This is a genomic window from Nitrincola tibetensis (genome assembly GCF_003284585.1).
Taxonomy (GTDB): domain Bacteria; phylum Pseudomonadota; class Gammaproteobacteria; order Pseudomonadales; family Balneatricaceae; genus Nitrincola; species Nitrincola tibetensis.
The window spans coordinates 1-16,206 of the sequence record NZ_QKRX01000002.1; the positions used below are offsets into that span (position 1 = coordinate 1).

The following is a 16,206-nucleotide window of genomic DNA, read 5'->3' on the forward strand; positions in this document are numbered from 1 at the left end:
GTGAAACGCGTCATCGCCGATGGTAGTGTGGGGTTTCCCCATGTGAGAGTAGGTCATCGCCAGGCATTTATTTAGAGAAGCCCCTGATTCCATGAGTCAGGGGCTTTTTGCTTTTATAAAATTTTAAATGAAATTAAAAACGACCCACTGGGTGATTTTAGGAAAAACTCCTATATACATGCCAAGGAGAATCGCTGAAAATAGCCTCAAGACAGAGCGCAAAGGATTGCGACAGCCCACAGGAAATGGGCCTCTGTCTCCTTCAAGGAAGGTGTAAGGCTGCAAGGACGCAGCTGCATGGATGCAAAGACACTCTCTATCAAATGTCTCTACTAAGATTTAAATCCCTTCGCAACAACAAATATCTCACGCGAGCGCGCTCTTGATGCTTCTGGCTTTCGGATGACTACACTTGTAAATGACTGGCGTATATCTTTGATGAATTCTTCATATCCTTCACCTTGAAACACCTTAGCAACAAATGCCCCATTCGTCTTCAACACGCTTCGTGCCATATCTAAGGCCAACTCTACAAGATACATTGACGCAGCTTGGTCAGCGGTTGCAACCCCACTAATGTTGGGTGCCATGTCAGAAATAACGACATCAACGGGCTCTTGACCTATCGCATCCAGTATCTGTTGGAAAACGCTATCCTCAGTAAAATCGCCTTGGATAAACTCGACGTCGGCTAATGAATCCATTAGGAGTATATCCGAGGCAATAACACGTCCTTTCGGTGCAACCAATTTAGATGCAACCTGAGACCACCCACCGGGTGCCGATCCTAAATCAACCACCAGCATTCCAGATTTTATGAGCTTATCCTTATCGTTAATGCCGAGCAATTTATAACTGGCCCGTGAGCGATACCCATCAACTTGTGCTTGCTTAACATAAGGATCATTGACATGCTCCATTAACCAACGACCACTGCTTTTAGAACGCGCCATAACCGAATAAAACCATCAAATTAAAAAACGAATTGTACTCTGTCCACCCATAATGAGCAAAAAGCTAAGGGTCTCACCCATCGCACAGCCTGACTTTAGATAAACGGACAGGTATAATCACGCACCTGTTTTGTTGACATTTTTACTTGCTGGAACCCCTTAATGATTCGTCTTATTGAGCTGTCGTTACCTCTTGATCATACCGATTTGGATTTAAAATCTGCCATTCTACGGCGCTTAAATATTTCTGAAGACAGCCTGGTTTATTACACGATTTTTAAACGCAGCTACGATGCACGAAAAAAGAATACAGAAATTCGCTTTGTTTACATTATCGATCTGATGACGGAAGACGATGAACGCATTTTGCAGGACTTTAAAGATGACGTTCATATTACTCGATCTCCCGATACGCGCTATTACACGGTTGCGAAGGCGCCTGCCAATTTATCGGAGCGCCCTATTGTTGTGGGACTCGGCCCTTGCGGTTTATTTGCAGCCTTATTGTTGGCTCAAATGGGGTTTAAACCAATCGTGCTTGAAAGAGGCCGTGACGTTCGTCAGCGTACACAAGATACCTGGGCTTTATGGCGTAAAGGTGAACTTACTCCCGAATCGAATGTTCAGTTTGGAGAAGGTGGGGCTGGGCTTTTTTCAGATGGAAAATTGTATAGCCAAGTGAAAGATCCAAAATTTTATGGCCGCAAGGTTATGTCTGAGTTTGTGCGAGCAGGGGCGCCAGACAACATACTCTACGTTAATAAACCACACATTGGCACCTTCCGTTTAACGGGTATTGTTGCGAAGATGCGTGAGGAAATCATCGCACTGGGTGGCGAAATTCATTTCGAAGCGAAAGTGGCCGATGTCATGCTGGAAGACAATAGGGTGCAAGGGGTTCAACTTGCCGATGGTACTCAGTATTTCAGTCGTTATGTCGTATTGGCTTTGGGTCATAGCGCGCGTGATACGTTTCGTATGCTTCATGAAAAGCAGGTGTTTATTGAACCCAAACCCTTTGCGATAGGCTTTCGTATCGAGCATCCGCAATCACTGATTGATCAGGCCCGCCTAGGTAAGTATGCCGGGCATCCAGAGCTTGGCGCCGCGGATTATAAGCTTATTCACCACGCCAAAAATGGACGTGCTGTTTATAGTTTTTGCATGTGCCCAGGTGGAACCGTGGTTGCTGCCACATCTGAAGTCGGCCGTGTTGTCACAAATGGTATGAGCCAATACTCTCGTAATGAGCGCAATGCAAACTCAGGGATTGTGGTCAGTATTAGCCCAGAACATGATTTCCCAGGTCACCCATTGGCTGGTATTGAGTTACAAGAGCGTTTGGAATCAATCGCCTACACCTTAGGTGGCAGTGATTACAAAGCGCCTGCGCAATTAGTGGGTGATTTTTTACAAGGGGTTCCGTCAACGGCGCTTGGCACTGTTGAGCCATCCTATAAGCCAGGTGTTCATCTCTGTGACCTTGCTGCCGCTCTACCAGATTACGTAATCGACGCCGTTCGCGAAGCCTTGCCTGCCTTTGGTAAGAAGATTCGTGGCTTTGATCGCCATGATGCCGTGCTAACCGGTATTGAATCACGTACTTCATCTCCGATTCGAATCACACGAGACTCAGGGTCTTTTGAAAGTTTAAATACCCGGGGTTTATATCCAGCGGGAGAGGGTGCAGGCTATGCAGGCGGCATTCTTTCAGCAGGCATTGATGGCATTAAAGTGGCAGAAGCGGTCGCTTTGAAAATGTTACGAGATATGAGTGAATCTGCATGAAGCTTGACGATATCAAAAAACTCCATCAGAAGAAGTATCGTTCTGAATTCGGATATTGCCTTGTAGAAGGCGAGCATTTGATACAAGAGCTACAGGCGGTCTATCAACAGCAGCCAAGTTTATGTTCAACTGAAATTTACGTGACCAGTGCCTATGAAGATTGGGATACGCCCTTTAAAAAGCACCTGATCACTTCAAAGCAGATGTTGGCAATATCCGATACGAAAACGCCACAGGGTATTGTGGCGGTTGTGCCTATTTCAGGAATACAACCTACTGGTTCTAAAACCGATATTGGTATTTATCTGCACGAAGTGCAGGATCCTGGTAACTTAGGCACGATTTTACGAAGTTTAGCTTGGTTTGGCGGATTTCGATGCTTATTGGCTCCAGGTAGCGTTGATCCATTTAACCCAAAAGTAATTCGTTCAAGTATGGGAGCTGTCTTTCATGTGCCGATTGAGCAAGAGGTTTCGATTGCCGAGTTAAGTGAGCGTTATCATACCATTGGTTGTTTAGATTTAAGCGGCAAGGGGTTAGATTCAACGGAGTTTAAGCAATGCGATTGTTACCTGTTTGGTAATGAAGCGCGCGGTATTCCGAATGAATTAATCATGGGTCTAAAAACCAACGTCTTTAGTATTCCTGGTAGCGGTGCGATTGACTCCTTAAATCTCGCCAGTGCTGTCAATATTTGCATTTACGAACGGCAACGTCGTTCGTAGCTTATCTTGTGTCAAGATAGTCGACCGCCCTCCATTTTTTTAGGTTATATATTTAAACCTTCAGCCGTATTAAGGTTTGTTTTTTATGATGGGTTACTCTCACATCGTTGTTGGCGTTACCAGTTGGACAGTGGTTGGGCATCTATTCTCTATCCCCGTTGATCTTCCAACTCTAAGCATGGCGGTTATTGGTAGCTTGCTGCCGGACATTGATCACCCCAAGAGTATGATCAGTCGTCATTTCAGGCCGTTTAAGCTAGTGGGTCGATTGATTCCGCATCGAGGCCCAACGCACTCTTTGCTATTTATGCTGGTATTAACGATTGGGTTAGCAATGGCCTACCAGCGTTATGATCCCTACTATCAGAATTGGTGGTTAGCAATATGGGTGGGCAGCCTTTCACATCTCGTGGCTGATTGGATGACACGAGGCGGAGTCCCACTGTTCTGGCCGAAAAAAACTCGAATCAGTATGCGCTTTGCCTTTTTAACCGGGAGCTGGCAGGAGCGCTTGATCGTTGCTTGCTTGATGGCGGGGCTTTGCTTGTTTTATTTAGACGTGGTTCCACAGCATTTGCTAAACTCTTTTTAGGTACATTTGCGCAAACCATCACCTTGATGTCTTTAGGGTTGGTAACAAACACCCTTAAGAATCAAGCGCAATGCGTCCTGTTGCAACCACTTGCCTACGAATCCCTGGTTGAGGAGCGATTAGGTATAAATCGCCATTTAAGCCAGCCAATTGAATGGGGACACCGTAGCTTTTTGCGAGCTGAGCATGCTTTTGAATGTGCTCAGCTTCACCATGGACGGGGATAGATATTTTGGGTTTTACCCAGGAATAAAGTGCTTTGAGCTCATCCTGACAGGGATGCCCTGATGCATGAATACAGTACTCAGCGCTTTCTGCCTGCAGGGTTTTAATCCCCCTATGTTTAAACTCTTTTACCAAGCGCTCAATTAACAGCTCATTGCCCGGAATAATAATGGAGCTGAAAATCACTGTGTCATCTGGCTCAAGCAATAGATCTGGGTGATGTCCCGATGCAAGACGGCTTAAAATAGCTCTGGGTTCGCCTTGGCTTCCTGTCGCGACGGCTAAGACTTCTTCTTTCGGCAAATAGCCCAAATGGCTTGAGTCGATTAAGATCAAATCCTTTGGCCAGTGCCCTGTGACTTTTGCTGCGCTCACCATATTTTGCAATGAGCGTCCTAACACGGCCATGTAGCGTCCCGTCTGCTGTGCAATCCGTGCTAAGGAAATTAACCGGGCGATATTACTACTGAAGCATCCCACCACCACGCGTCCCTTAGCTTGCTCAATGACCTTTAAAAGGCCATCTGCACACTCTGCTTCGGATGCCGAGTGCCCTTCACGAAGAGCATTGGTTGAATCACACACCATCGCCGTAATATCTTGTTGTCCAAGCTCTTCAAATATTTGAGGTGCGAAGGCTTTACCCGTAACAGGCTGCGCATCAATTTTCCAATCTGCCGTGTGAAAAATACGGCCTGCCTGGGTTTTGATAAGCAAACCGTATGGCTCAGGTATTGAATGCGTAATGGCTTTCCACTCAACAGAAAAAACACCTATTTGTTGAGGGGTCTGAGGATTGACTTCAATAATGGGAACCTTGCCAGCAAGCCCAGTTTCGGCCAGTTTTCGTCGTAAAATCTCAGCCGTAAAACGTGTTGTGTAGACAGGACATTTAAATCGACGCCATAAGAAAGGCAGAGCACCTAGGTGATCCTCATGGGCGTGTGTAATAACGATTCCTGCTAGTCGATTAATTTGCTGAGCGATAAACTGCGGGTCAGCACAAACGCGATCATGCAAGGTTGGGTCTGCCCCAGACAGAGGCGCTTTAAAGGTAAGGCCACAGTCTACCATTAGCCATTGATGATCGTGCCCGAAGAGATTCAGGTTCATACCAATTTCACCTGTACCACCCAGCGGCAGAAACCAAAGATCAGAGGCGTTAGGGACTAAGCTATTAATAAATAATCTCCTTTTATATTTGGGCTATATTCTAAACCTCCATTCGTAATATTTCATCACATGATTTCACTCGTATTGCAAATGCAAAGAGGGAAGAATGCTGCCCTCTTTGCCTCTATAAGGGTTACAGGGCTTTTGCTTTCTCAAACACGACATGAGTGTAAGCACCCGTTGGACGTTCTGTAATGACAGGGGTGGAGTCACTGTCTAACAACACATCAACGGTTCGTTCAAATGCGGCGGGATCAAGATAACCGATGCCCATTTCCTGAGTGCTCAGAAGTTTAGCAACTTCTTGCATCATCCGAACTTGGTGAGCTTCTGTTTGAGCACCTGAATCATCATTATCAAGTACGATCATCGCGGCCGCTTCTGGGTTTTCTTTAGCCCATTCCCAACCCTTGATAGTGGCACTTAAGAAACGCGCCAGTGCATCAACCTTGGCTTCATCCTGAAGGCTGGATTCTAAGACATACAAGCCATCTTCAAGGGTTGCAACACCTTCATCTTCATATGGAAATAAAACCAAATTATCAGGCGTGAGTCCGCCGTCTAAGACTTGGCCGTACTCGTTGTAGGTCATGGTTGAAATACAATCCGCTTGACCATTAAAGAGTGGATCAACGTTAAACCCTTGTCTAAAGACTCGCACACCTTCGGCACTGCCATCGGTTGCATAACCTAGCTTAGACATCCAGCTTAAAAAGGGGTACTCATTGCCAGAGAACCAGACACCCAGTGTTTTACCTTTAAAGTCATCAGGGCTACTGATCTCACTTGATTTAAGGCAGGTGAGCATCATGCCAGAGCGATCAAAAATTTGTCCGATATTGACTAGCGGTAAGCCACGTTCACGTGTTGCCAGCGCAGACGGTAGCCAATCAACGACAACATCAGCGCCACCACCTGCTAAAACCTGTGCAGGTGCAATATCAGGTCCACCTGACTTGATGGTTAAATCAAGGCCCGCATCCTTATAAAAGCCTTGATCCAATGCGGCGTAGTAACCTGCAAATTGTGATTGCGTTACCCACTTTAACTGTAATGTAAGCTTATCATTGGCTTGAACAGTCAAAGCAGACGCCATAAATGCCAGTCCAACAGCGGTACTCATTAGATTTTTTTTCATGCTCTACACCTCTATAGTTTCTTGATTTACTGACAACTTAAGAACGTTTATCTCGAATAGACGGGTGCCAGAAGGTCAACCATCGTTCCAATAACGCCAATGCGCCATAACTTAATGAGCCAGCCAGGGCTGCGACAAAAATAGTGGCCCAGACCATATCCATATTCATGCGGCCCACTTCAGCGGATATTCGAAAGCCCATGCCCACAATGGGTGTGCCAAAAAACTCGGCCACGATGGCACCGATTAGCGCCAGTGTAGAGTTGAGTTTTAATGCGTTAAAAATAAAAGGCATGGCTTGGGGGAGTTGGCTTTTGAAAAAGATTTGGCTTTTTCCGGCGGCATAGGTATGCATAAGGTCTGCATGCAGTGGGTCAACAGACTTGAGCCCCGCTAAGGTGTTAATGAGCATTGGGAAGAAGGTCATGATAACGACGACAGCCGCTTTTGATTGCCAGTCAAAGCCAAACCACATCACCATGATGGGAGCAATACCGATGATTGGAATCGAAGCCATAAAATTACCCAATGGCAAGAGACCCTTTTGCAGGAAGGGACTGCGCACGACCCATTTAGCCGTCATAAACCCTAACCCACAGCCCATCAGATAGCCTGCAATGACCGCTTTCAAATAGGTTTGTTGGAAGTCTGCCCAAAGTGTTGGCAGGTTGTTCAACAAAGTGGTCATAATGCGTGAAGGGGCCGGCATCAGCACTAAGGGAACATTAAAACCACGAACAATGGATTCCCACAGCATCAAGATCATAAAGCCAAACAGTGCTGGCACAAGCAGTTGTGAGAGCTTTGCTCCTGCTGAGCGGGGCGAGGTGATGTTTGCAAGCCGTTGCATTAAGTACACACATGCCATCACAGCTAAGGCCAGAAGTAAAAGCCAGAACGGCTGTTGGTAAAATCCTATAGGGAGTTGAAAGACCAGCATCGTCTGTAGAAGCAAGCACAAAAGTGCGGCAAGGGTGAGTATCCGAGCATTCATTGTACGGCTCCCCGTCTTTTTAAAATCCAGCGTTCAGCGAGGCCAACCATCGTTATTAAAAACCAGCCTAACAGCGCCGACATGATTAATGCCGCCCAAATTTGTATGGTTTGGCCATAGTAGGATCCGCTTAGTAAGCGAGCCCCTAATCCTCCTTGGGCGCCGGTCGGAAGCTCCGCGACTATGGCACCGACCAAGGCTGCTGAAATCGCAATTTTAAGGCTGGCAAATAGATAGGGTTGTGCCGAAAACCAGCGTAACTTCCAAAACATTTGCTGAGAGTTGGCGTTGTAGGTCATCATTAGTTCCATATGCAGTTTGTCAGCAGATCGCAGGCCTTTAACCATCCCGATGGTCACAGGGAAAAAAGATAAATACATTGAAATCATTGCTTTAGGCAGTATTCCCGTAATGTTAATGGAGCCAAGCACTACCACTATGATGGGCGCTATGGCTAGAATGGGCACGGTTTGTGAGGCAATTACCCAAGGCATTAAGCTGGCATTAAGTGTTCGGTTATGCACGATGCCAACAGCAATTAGAATGCCGAGTATCGATCCCATGGCAAACCCGAGAAGGGTGGAGTTCAAGGTAATGATCGTGTGATACAGCAAGGATCGACGTGAAGAGATCGGTTGATTGACAATGCTGTTGTAAAGTTCGACGGCAATTTGGTGTGGGACGGGAAGCGGTGGGCGCGCTATGCCATACGCATTACGAACAATCTCTAGATACGTCCAGGGTTGTTGAGTGCGCTCAAGGGTCATAATCAGTTGCTGACCGTTCATCCACAACGCAGCCAGATACCAGACAATCAATAGCGCCAGTATGACCACGGCTACGGCAAAGCCTGTGTGTTGTGTCAGTGACTTAAATCGCTGCATGAGATCCTCCTCAATCCAGTTGATGGTCTTCAGCAAGCGCCTGACGGATTTCGGCTGCTAGTGCGTGAAAGGCATCTGTATCCCTCAAAGAAAGCGTTTTATGTCTGGGTAGCGGGCTTTCTATGACCTTGACGATGCGACCCGGTCTAGGTGACATAACAACAATATGCGTTGACAGTAAAACGGCTTCAGGAATGGAGTGGGTAACAAATACCAAGGTTTTCCCCGTGGCTTCCCAGATTTTCAACAACTCGATGTTTAAATGATCACGGGTGATTTCATCCAATGCCCCAAAAGGTTCATCCATCAACAGCAGTTCAGGCTCAAGGCAAAGGGCCCTTGCGATAGATGCACGCTGCTGCATCCCTCCCGACAGTTGCCAAGGAAACTTATTATGAAAGTCTTGCAGGCCAACCATCTGTAAGTACTTATCGATCTGAGCGTGTTGATGCGTTTTAGACTGTGATGAAATTTCCATGGGTAAGGCGCAATTGCTGCGTATGGTGCGCCAAGGAAACAATGCCGGCGCTTGAAAAACATAGCCATACATACGATTAAGGCGGGCATCGCTGGGTGAGGTTCCCCCGACTTTTATTTCGCCACTGGTTGCCTGCTCTAAATCGGCGATAACCCGTAAGAGAGTGGTTTTGCCACAACCGGAAGGGCCAATAAACGACACAAAGTCGCCCTTGTGTATCGTGAGATTAATCTCAGACAGTGCATGGACGGGTGCATCATTTGCCTCGAAAATCAGTGAAAGGTTGTTAACCTCCACCATAGATCGACCTGAAGCGGCAGGTCGATTAATTACATCTGGGTTTAATGCATTCATGCTGTATTTCCTAAACTCGTATCAAAAAAGCGCGTTTACCTTATCGATTGACGGCTTTGGGCTGTTTATTAAAATTTTGTTTTTCGACAGCATCAAAAATCACCGGAAAGGCTGGCCGTTTGATGTAGCGCCCAGCACCCTGTTCAGCGAAAAGTTCGCCTAGTTTGTAAACAATCTTTCCTTGGCTGATGGTATGGCTGGGTGCTCCCAGCACAGTGCGACCTTCAAAAATATTGAAATCGATATTTTGATGGTGAGTTTTGGCCGACAAGGTATGGTGTTTGTTGGGGTCCCAGACCACGATGTCAGCATCCGAGCCCACCGCTATATGCCCCTTTTGCGGGTAAAGATTGAAAATTTTGGCTGTGTTCGTTGAGGTCACCGCGACAAACTCGCTTTCGGTTAAACGCCCTGTATTCACCCCAGAGTCCCATAGCACCATGAGTCGATCTTCAATGCCGGCGGTACCATTAGGAATTTTTGAAAAGTCATCTTTACCGGCTGCTTTTTGGGGCTCACAAAAACAGCAGTGATCGGTTGCAGTGGTTTGCAAGGTTCCCCCTTGAAGTGCTTTCCATAAAACCTCCTGGTGACCTTTGGGTCGAAAGGGCGGACTCATGACATGAGCAGCTGCAAATGCCCAGTCGGGGTGTTGGTACACACTGTCATCTAGCTCTAAGTGGCCTGCCAGGCACTCACCATAGACACGTTGACCTTCATGGCGAGCACGTGCAATTTCGTCGACCGCCTCTTTGCAAGAAACATGAACAAGATACAAAGGCACGCCTAAAGACTGAGCAATGCGAATGGCACGATTGGCTGCTTCGCCCTCCACTTCGGTGGGTCGAGAGAGTGGGTGTGCTTCAGGCCCTGTTAAACCTGCTGCTAAGAGCTTTTGTTGTAAGTGATAGACGAGCTCACCATTTTCGGCATGCACGGTGGGCATGGCGCCGAGTTCTAAGCAACGATTAAAACTGTTCACCATGGTTTCGTCGTTCGCCATAATCGCATTTTTATAGGCCATAAAATGCTTGAAGGAATTAACGCCTTCTTCCTTTACCAATGTGCCCATGTCTTCGTACACACTGTCATCCCACCAGGTGACCGCCACGTGAAATGAGTAATCAGCGGCAGACTTGGCCGCCCACTCGCGCCAAATATGATAGGCTTCCATCAACGGTTGTTGCGGACTTGGGATGACGAAGTCGATGATCATCGTCGTACCACCCGCTAAACCCGCTGCGGTGCCCGTGTAAAAATCTTCGCTAGCAACGGTGCCCATAAATGGCAGCTGCATGTGCGTATGAGGATCTATGCCGCCGGGCATCACAAACTGACCTGTTGCATCAATTAACTCAGCCCCTTCAGGTAACGATAAATCCTTACCTATGGCCAAAATTTTTCCTGCTTCACAATACACATCGGCTTCAAAGCGTTGATCAGCGTTAACAACCGTACCGTTTTTAATTAGGACACCCATCGTTTTACTCCACTTCGTCAAACTCTATGCCGTTCGAATACATCTGTAACATTGAGTTATGTGTTGGTATAGCAAAAGCAATGCAATTAACTGACCAGATGGACAGAAGTTTGGTAAATATTTTTTAACTAAATGTTTTTTAGATATATTTTGAGTGTTTTGCCAAATCATCAAGATGTGGTTGTTGGAAATGCCGTGTAAAAAACCTGCACAACTATGGGGCTTTAATCTCAGCGAACGAGCAAAAAAAGAACAAATTTACGAAGAGAGGTCCCGCATCAGACCGTATTTTTATTGAAAATCAATCGATTGCTTTGCCTTGAATGGGTATTGTCCAATTGGTCAGGACTTTGCATGGTAAATAGAAACATTAAGGCAGTCGCCAATCCTAGCGGCTATTTCTCTAGGTCAATGCAATAGGTGAGACAATGCAGGTGTATACAATCAACAAGGCGCGTTTATGGCAAAGTTTGATGGACATGGCAAAAATTGGTGCAACAGACAAGGGGGGATGCTGCCGTTTGGCGCTAACAGATCTGGATAAGCAAGCACGCGACTTGTACATTCAGTGGGCAAAAGACGCAGGATGTGACATCAAAATAGATCAAGTGGGCAATATTCGGGCGACCCGCCCTGGGACCGATAGCACGTTGCCGCCTGTCGGTACCGGCAGTCACTTGGATACTCAACCCACGGGGGGCAAGTTTGATGGTGTGTTTGGTGTGCTGGCAGGCTTGGAAGTGATTCGGAGCTTGAATGATCACCAAATCAAAACACGACACCCGATAGAAATATCGGTGTGGACCAATGAAGAAGGGTCAAGGTTTGCGCCAGCCATGATGGGATCAGGTGTGGTCTCCGGACGTTTTACACTAGACGAAATTCTCAATAAAACGGATGTCGAGGGTATTCGCCTTGGCGATGAATTGGAGCGCATTGGGTATGCAGGCACTGAGCCTGTGACAGGTCGAGCCTATAAAGCCTTCTTCGAAACCCATATTGAGCAAGGCCCTTATTTAGAAGCTGAAGGGAAAATGATTGGTGTTGTTACAGGCGGGCAGGGGCAGCGTTGGTACGATGTCGAATTAATCGGCCAAGAGTCCCATGCGGGAACAACGCCCATGCACTTACGAACAGATGCCTTAACCTGTGCCTCATCACTCATTCTAGCTGTGCAATCAATCGCGAAAGCCAATAAGCCGGGCTGCGGTACGGTCGGGTTTATGCAGGTGTTACCCAATTCTCGGAATACGATTCCCGGAAAAATAACAATGAGCATCGACCTGCGCCACCCAGAGGATCAGGCGCTTACGGCAATGGATGAAGCATTGAAAGCGAAGATTGAAGCACTTGAAGCCGATACAGGGGTCAAGATAGCCCTGACACCCATCTGGTACTATGCGCCAATTCCATTTGACCCTGATTGTATTGCCGCCGTGCGAGAAGCAGCCGAAGCGCTAGACTATTCGCATATGGACATCATTGCTGGGGCTGGACATGATGCTTGTTACGTGTCTGACTTTGCACCCACCAGTATGGTCTTTACGCCCTGTTTAAATGGAATCAGCCACAATGAAATTGAATCAACAACCGCTGAGGAGTGTGAAGCGGGGTGCGCCGTACTGTTTAACGCCATGTTGACCCTGGCCCAAATAGAAGCATAACCCGCCTATATAGATCACTCTAGCGTCACACGGGATTGATGCCGCAGCCTTTTAGCACCATCCGGACAAGGAAGTCCGCTCCATCATTATAGTCTTGATCATCCAGCTCACTTTTATTGAGCAAAATGCAGCTTTGAACCTGAACATCGGCATAGGCTTGCGTAGACGACCACAGCATAAACATCAGATGTTCTGGGTGAACCGGATCCATCCATTTCTTTGCAATCCATTGTCGAAATACATCACAGGTTTTATCAAACTGCTCCTTTAAGTCAGTTTCTAATTGCTTGCGCAAAAAGGGCGCACCGTGCAACACCTCGGCGGCAAAGATTCTGGATGCATGCGGGTACTCTTTGGATTGACGAATTTTTTTAATGATATAGTCACGCAGCGCATCACGCGGATGCTGCTCGGGCGTCATATCGTTCATGCTCAGCATCCAAATCTTTAGAATGTTGCTTAAAACGCCCTGGTAAAGGGCTTCTTTGGTGTGAAAGTAATACAGAATATTGGCTTTGGGTAAACACGCCTCTTCAGCGATGGCCATAATCGTGGTGCCACTGTAGCCTCGTTCACTGAATAAACGCTCTGCGACGCGAAGAATGTGTTCAGAGTTGTCTTGCCGAACTTGAGCAAGACTGCGTCGATTGCTTTTGGATTTGACGTTTGGAGCAGGGCGTTTACTCACTATAATTCACCGATAAAGTGCATGGTAATGGGTGGAGCGGTGTTCTATCTGCTTAAAAAGAGTGCAGAAAAAAAGCATGAGGGGCAAGTCATTCAGAACAAAAAATGCATAAAAAAATATCTTACATGAATTTTAAGGTAATTTATTCATTCGTTTTCATGTGCTTACATCTTATTGCTAAAACTTCTGACCAAATGGTCAGAAGTTGGCATAAGGTCTGCATCTCTTAAGACACAATGATCGTCAGCCTGTCTCGCGGCAGGATTAGGCGGAACAAAAAACTGTCTTGGGAGCGCCTGTCAATGAGCCTGCAACCCCCGTTAATTAAGATTTCCCCAACACGGGAACTCAACGAACTGTTTAGTGATATCCATCCCCCTTTAACACCACGCCAAGCCGAACTTGAAAGTGCACGCTGTTTGTATTGCTATGACGCTCCTTGTGTCAAGGCATGCCCCAGCGAAATCGACATTCCAAGTTTTATCAATGCCATCCACCATGAAAATATCGAAGGCGCAGCGCAGACCATCTACTCAAGCAATATACTCGGAGGTACTTGTGCTCGTGTGTGTCCAACCGAAATTCTGTGCGAGCAGTCTTGTGTTCGCAACAAGGAAGCGGAGTGTGCGCCAGTATTGATTGGCTTGCTTCAACGCTATGCGACAGATCACGCTCAATTTGAAGGGCATCCTTTCTCACGTGAGCCTGAGACTGGAAAACGTATTGCCATCGTTGGCGGCGGACCTGCGGGCTTGAGTTGTGCGCATCGTTTGTCGATGAAAGGGCATCAGGTTGAGATTTTTGAAGCGCATGAGAAAGCAGGCGGGCTAAATGAATATGGCATAGCACGCTACAAAATGACCGAGGATTTTGCTGCCAAAGAGGTGGACTTCATCCTAAGTCTGGGAGGAATTACCTTACACACGGAGAAAGTCTTGGGCCGAGACTTGAGTTTGGCTGAATTGCAGGCTGAGTTCGATGCCGTGTTTTTAGCCATAGGTTTGCAAGGGACTCGACAACTCATGCTTGCCCATGAGGCGTTAGAAACGGTTCAAAACGCCGTGGATTATATACGTCAATTGCGACAAGCCTCTGACCTTAGTGAACTTGATGTGCCTAGGCGAGCTGTGGTCATCGGGGCTGGTAACACCGCTATAGATATTGCTTGCCAATTAAAACGCTTAGGCAGTGAAGAGGTGACATTGGTGTATCGACGGGGTGCCGAAAGCATGAGTGCGACCGCACATGAACAGGCGATTGCGAAGGCACATGAGGTTCAAATAAAAACTTGGAGCAAACCTGAGCACTTATTAGTGGATGACGCAGGTGCTTTGGTGGGCGTTGAATTTCGTTCTACAGCAATGGATCAAGGGCAATTGATAGATCTAGATACAACCTACGAGATAGGTTGCGATGCGGTGTTTAAAGCCGTAGGCCAAACGCTGGTTCTGCCAGAAAATGAGGGAGGCTTATCAAGCCTGGTTAAGTCAGGAAAGCTGGCCGTTAATTCTGAATTTCAAACCGCGATACCCAAGGTCTATGCCGGGGGTGATTGCACGTCAGTCGGTCAAGATTTAACCGTCGAAGCTGTTCAGCAGGGTAAACGCGCGGCTGAAGCCATTCATTCATTCCTTATTCTAGCAGACAAGGCTTAAGCCGAAGGAGACCCATCATGGCGAATTTAAAAACGACGTTTGCAGGTATTAAATCCCCCAATCCTTTTTGGTTAGCTTCCGCGCCACCAACCGACAAAGCCTACAACGTCGAGCGGGCATTTGAAGCGGGATGGGGAGGGGTGGTTTGGAAGACACTCGGTGAAGATCCAGCGGCAGTGAATGTGTCATCGCGTTACTCTGCGACCTACGACGCGAATGGGCAGGTGGTCGGTTTTAACAATATTGAGTTGATTACCGATCGCTCATTGGAGATTAATCTAAGAGAGATTGAAGCCGTTAAAAAACACTGGCCCGAACAGGCGCTGATTGTCTCTCTCATGGTGCCTTGTGTCGAGGACTCTTGGAAGCGAATTGTTAAGTTGGTTGAAGAAACAGGTGCGGATGGATTGGAGCTAAACTTTGGCTGCCCACATGGAATGCCAGAGCGAGGAATGGGGGCCGCTGTAGGACAGGTGCCTGATATTGTTGAACAGGTGACACGTTGGTGTAAGCTGCACAGTCGCTTACCTGTTATTGTGAAACTCACCCCCAACATTACCGATATCCGTTTCTCTGCACGGGCGGCAAAAGCGGGTGGGGCCGATGCTGTGTCTTTGATTAATACGATTAACTCCATTACTGGAATCGATCTGGATCAGATGGTGGCAAGGCCTATTGTCGATGGTAAGAGTACCCATGGTGGCTATTGTGGACCAGCCGTTAAGCCCATCGCCTTAAATATGGTCTCGGAAATTGCGCGTGATCCAGCAACGCTTGGGTTGCCTATTTCAGGGATAGGGGGAATTAGTAATTGGCGTGATGCCGCTGAGTTTATTGCACTAGGGGCTGGCTCGGTTCAGGTGTGCACCGCGGCCATGATTCATGGATTTAGAATTGTCACTGAAATGAAAGATGGCTTGAGTCGTTGGATGGATTCCAAAGGGTATGAAAGTCTAGAAGACTTTAGAGGTCTTGCCGTGGCCAATACGACCGACTGGAAATACCTTAATATGAATTATAAGGTGGTGGCGAACATCAACGATGACACATGTATTGGTTGTGGCCGTTGTTACATCAGTTGTGAGGACACCTCTCATCAAGCCATTGCCAAGCTGCCTCAGCCAGATGGAAGCAACCGTTACCAAGTGATCGAGGATGAATGTGTAGGCTGCAATTTATGCGAGATTACCTGTCCGGTGTCGGCGTGCATTACGTTGGAGCAACGTGAGGCAGAGAAACCTTACCTGAGCTGGATTCACGATGAGCGTAATCCTCATCGTGAGATTGGGCATTAGATACTAGAGTAAACTGGAGGTGTTAATAAATTCACCTCCACTGTGAAACCTGCTAATAGTCAATATAAGCACCTCAAGAAGAGGTGCTATAACTAACCCAAGGGTAAGATATATAGAGTT

Annotated in this window: 14 protein-coding genes; 6 read left to right on the forward strand and 8 right to left on the reverse strand. The window is 47.1% G+C overall.

Annotation, left to right across the window (positions count from 1 at the left end):
* Positions 1-332 precede the first annotated feature (332 nt).
* Positions 333-953, reverse strand: a complete 621-nt coding sequence (gene rlmE, locus DN062_RS02315) for a 23S rRNA (uridine(2552)-2'-O)-methyltransferase RlmE (RefSeq protein ID WP_112157195.1) — start codon at positions 951-953, stop codon at positions 333-335.
* Positions 954-1,115: 162 nt separating this feature from the next.
* Between rlmE and DN062_RS02320 the strand changes: the two genes are divergently transcribed.
* From DN062_RS02320 to DN062_RS02330, 3 genes are all read left to right on the forward strand, one after another.
* Positions 1,116-2,741: an NAD(P)/FAD-dependent oxidoreductase gene (locus tag DN062_RS02320; protein WP_112157198.1), complete on the forward strand. Its 1,626-nt coding sequence runs from the start codon at positions 1,116-1,118 to the stop codon at positions 2,739-2,741.
* Positions 2,738-3,466: a TrmH family RNA methyltransferase gene (locus tag DN062_RS02325; RefSeq protein ID WP_112157200.1), complete on the forward strand. Its 729-nt coding sequence runs from the start codon at positions 2,738-2,740 to the stop codon at positions 3,464-3,466. Before DN062_RS02320 ends, DN062_RS02325 begins: the two co-directional genes overlap by 4 nt.
* Positions 3,467-3,551: 85 nt before the next feature.
* Positions 3,552-4,058 carry a metal-dependent hydrolase gene (locus DN062_RS02330; protein ID WP_112157201.1) on the forward strand — a complete coding sequence of 169 codons (507 nt, stop codon included), beginning with the start codon at positions 3,552-3,554 and terminating at the stop codon, positions 4,056-4,058.
* A gap of 54 nt (positions 4,059-4,112) precedes the next feature.
* On the opposite strand, the gene DN062_RS02335 is transcribed toward DN062_RS02330, so the two are convergent.
* The 6 genes from DN062_RS02335 to hydA form a co-directional block, all read right to left on the reverse strand.
* Complete coding sequence (locus DN062_RS02335) at positions 4,113-5,396, reverse strand: ribonuclease J (RefSeq protein ID WP_112157203.1); 1,284 nt, start codon at positions 5,394-5,396, stop codon at positions 4,113-4,115.
* Between the two features lie 193 nt (positions 5,397-5,589).
* Positions 5,590-6,594 carry an ABC transporter substrate-binding protein gene (locus DN062_RS02340; protein WP_112157205.1) on the reverse strand — a complete coding sequence of 335 codons (1,005 nt, stop codon included), beginning with the start codon at positions 6,592-6,594 and terminating at the stop codon, positions 5,590-5,592.
* Positions 6,595-6,631: 37 nt separating this feature from the next.
* Complete coding sequence (locus tag DN062_RS02345) at positions 6,632-7,588, reverse strand: ABC transporter permease (protein ID WP_112157207.1); 957 nt, start codon at positions 7,586-7,588, stop codon at positions 6,632-6,634.
* The gene (locus DN062_RS02350) at positions 7,585-8,472 is read right to left on the reverse strand and encodes an ABC transporter permease (RefSeq protein WP_112157208.1); all 888 of its coding nucleotides are present in this window, start codon (positions 8,470-8,472) and stop codon (positions 7,585-7,587) included. Before DN062_RS02350 ends, DN062_RS02345 begins: the two co-directional genes overlap by 4 nt.
* A 10-nt stretch (positions 8,473-8,482) precedes the next feature.
* Positions 8,483-9,304: an ABC transporter ATP-binding protein gene (locus tag DN062_RS02355; RefSeq protein ID WP_112157211.1), complete on the reverse strand. Its 822-nt coding sequence runs from the start codon at positions 9,302-9,304 to the stop codon at positions 8,483-8,485.
* A 40-nt stretch (positions 9,305-9,344) separates the two neighbouring features.
* On the reverse strand, positions 9,345-10,784 hold the full coding sequence (hydA, locus tag DN062_RS02360) for a dihydropyrimidinase (protein ID WP_112157212.1): 1,440 nt from the start codon (positions 10,782-10,784) through the stop codon (positions 9,345-9,347).
* Positions 10,785-11,212: 428 nt separating this feature from the next.
* Between hydA and DN062_RS02365 the strand changes: the two genes are divergently transcribed.
* Positions 11,213-12,448, forward strand: coding sequence for a Zn-dependent hydrolase (locus DN062_RS02365; protein ID WP_112157214.1), 1,236 nt, complete (start codon positions 11,213-11,215; stop codon positions 12,446-12,448).
* A 25-nt stretch (positions 12,449-12,473) separates the two neighbouring features.
* Here DN062_RS02365 and DN062_RS02370 read toward each other — a convergent pair whose 3' ends face one another.
* On the reverse strand, positions 12,474-13,136 hold the full coding sequence (locus DN062_RS02370; RefSeq protein ID WP_112157216.1) for a TetR/AcrR family transcriptional regulator: 663 nt from the start codon (positions 13,134-13,136) through the stop codon (positions 12,474-12,476).
* A gap of 302 nt (positions 13,137-13,438) precedes the next feature.
* Here DN062_RS02370 and DN062_RS02375 point away from each other — a divergent pair, with 302 nt between their 5' ends.
* Positions 13,439-14,791: an NAD(P)-dependent oxidoreductase gene (locus tag DN062_RS02375; RefSeq protein ID WP_112157218.1), complete on the forward strand. Its 1,353-nt coding sequence runs from the start codon at positions 13,439-13,441 to the stop codon at positions 14,789-14,791.
* Positions 14,792-14,808: 17 nt separating this feature from the next.
* Positions 14,809-16,086 (forward strand): NAD-dependent dihydropyrimidine dehydrogenase subunit PreA, encoded by a 1,278-nt coding sequence (gene preA, locus DN062_RS02380; RefSeq protein ID WP_112157220.1) that lies wholly within the window; start codon positions 14,809-14,811, stop codon positions 16,084-16,086.
* Positions 16,087-16,206: the final 120 nt, after the last annotated feature.

Bases quoted from the DNA above. Each gene is read 5' to 3' on its own strand.
- DN062_RS02365 (WP_112157214.1), top strand. From the start codon at position 11,213: ATGCAGGTGTATACAATCAACAAGGCGCGTTTATGGCAAAGTTTGATG.
- preA (WP_112157220.1), top strand. From the start codon at position 14,809: ATGGCGAATTTAAAAACGACGTTTGCAGGTATTAAATCCCCCAATCCT.
- DN062_RS02320 (WP_112157198.1), top strand. From the start codon at position 1,116: ATGATTCGTCTTATTGAGCTGTCGTTACCTCTTGATCATACCGATTTG.
- DN062_RS02355 (WP_112157211.1), bottom strand. From the start codon at position 9,304: ATGAATGCATTAAACCCAGATGTAATTAATCGACCTGCCGCTTCAGGT.
- hydA (WP_112157212.1), bottom strand. From the start codon at position 10,784: ATGGGTGTCCTAATTAAAAACGGTACGGTTGTTAACGCTGATCAACGC.
- DN062_RS02330 (WP_112157201.1), top strand. From the start codon at position 3,552: ATGATGGGTTACTCTCACATCGTTGTTGGCGTTACCAGTTGGACAGTG.
- rlmE (WP_112157195.1), bottom strand. From the start codon at position 953: ATGGCGCGTTCTAAAAGCAGTGGTCGTTGGTTAATGGAGCATGTCAAT.
- DN062_RS02350 (WP_112157208.1), bottom strand. From the start codon at position 8,472: ATGCAGCGATTTAAGTCACTGACACAACACACAGGCTTTGCCGTAGCC.
- DN062_RS02345 (WP_112157207.1), bottom strand. From the start codon at position 7,588: ATGAATGCTCGGATACTCACCCTTGCCGCACTTTTGTGCTTGCTTCTA.
- DN062_RS02375 (WP_112157218.1), top strand. From the start codon at position 13,439: ATGAGCCTGCAACCCCCGTTAATTAAGATTTCCCCAACACGGGAACTC.
- DN062_RS02340 (WP_112157205.1), bottom strand. From the start codon at position 6,594: ATGAAAAAAAATCTAATGAGTACCGCTGTTGGACTGGCATTTATGGCG.
- DN062_RS02335 (WP_112157203.1), bottom strand. From the start codon at position 5,396: ATGAACCTGAATCTCTTCGGGCACGATCATCAATGGCTAATGGTAGAC.
- DN062_RS02325 (WP_112157200.1), top strand. From the start codon at position 2,738: ATGAAGCTTGACGATATCAAAAAACTCCATCAGAAGAAGTATCGTTCT.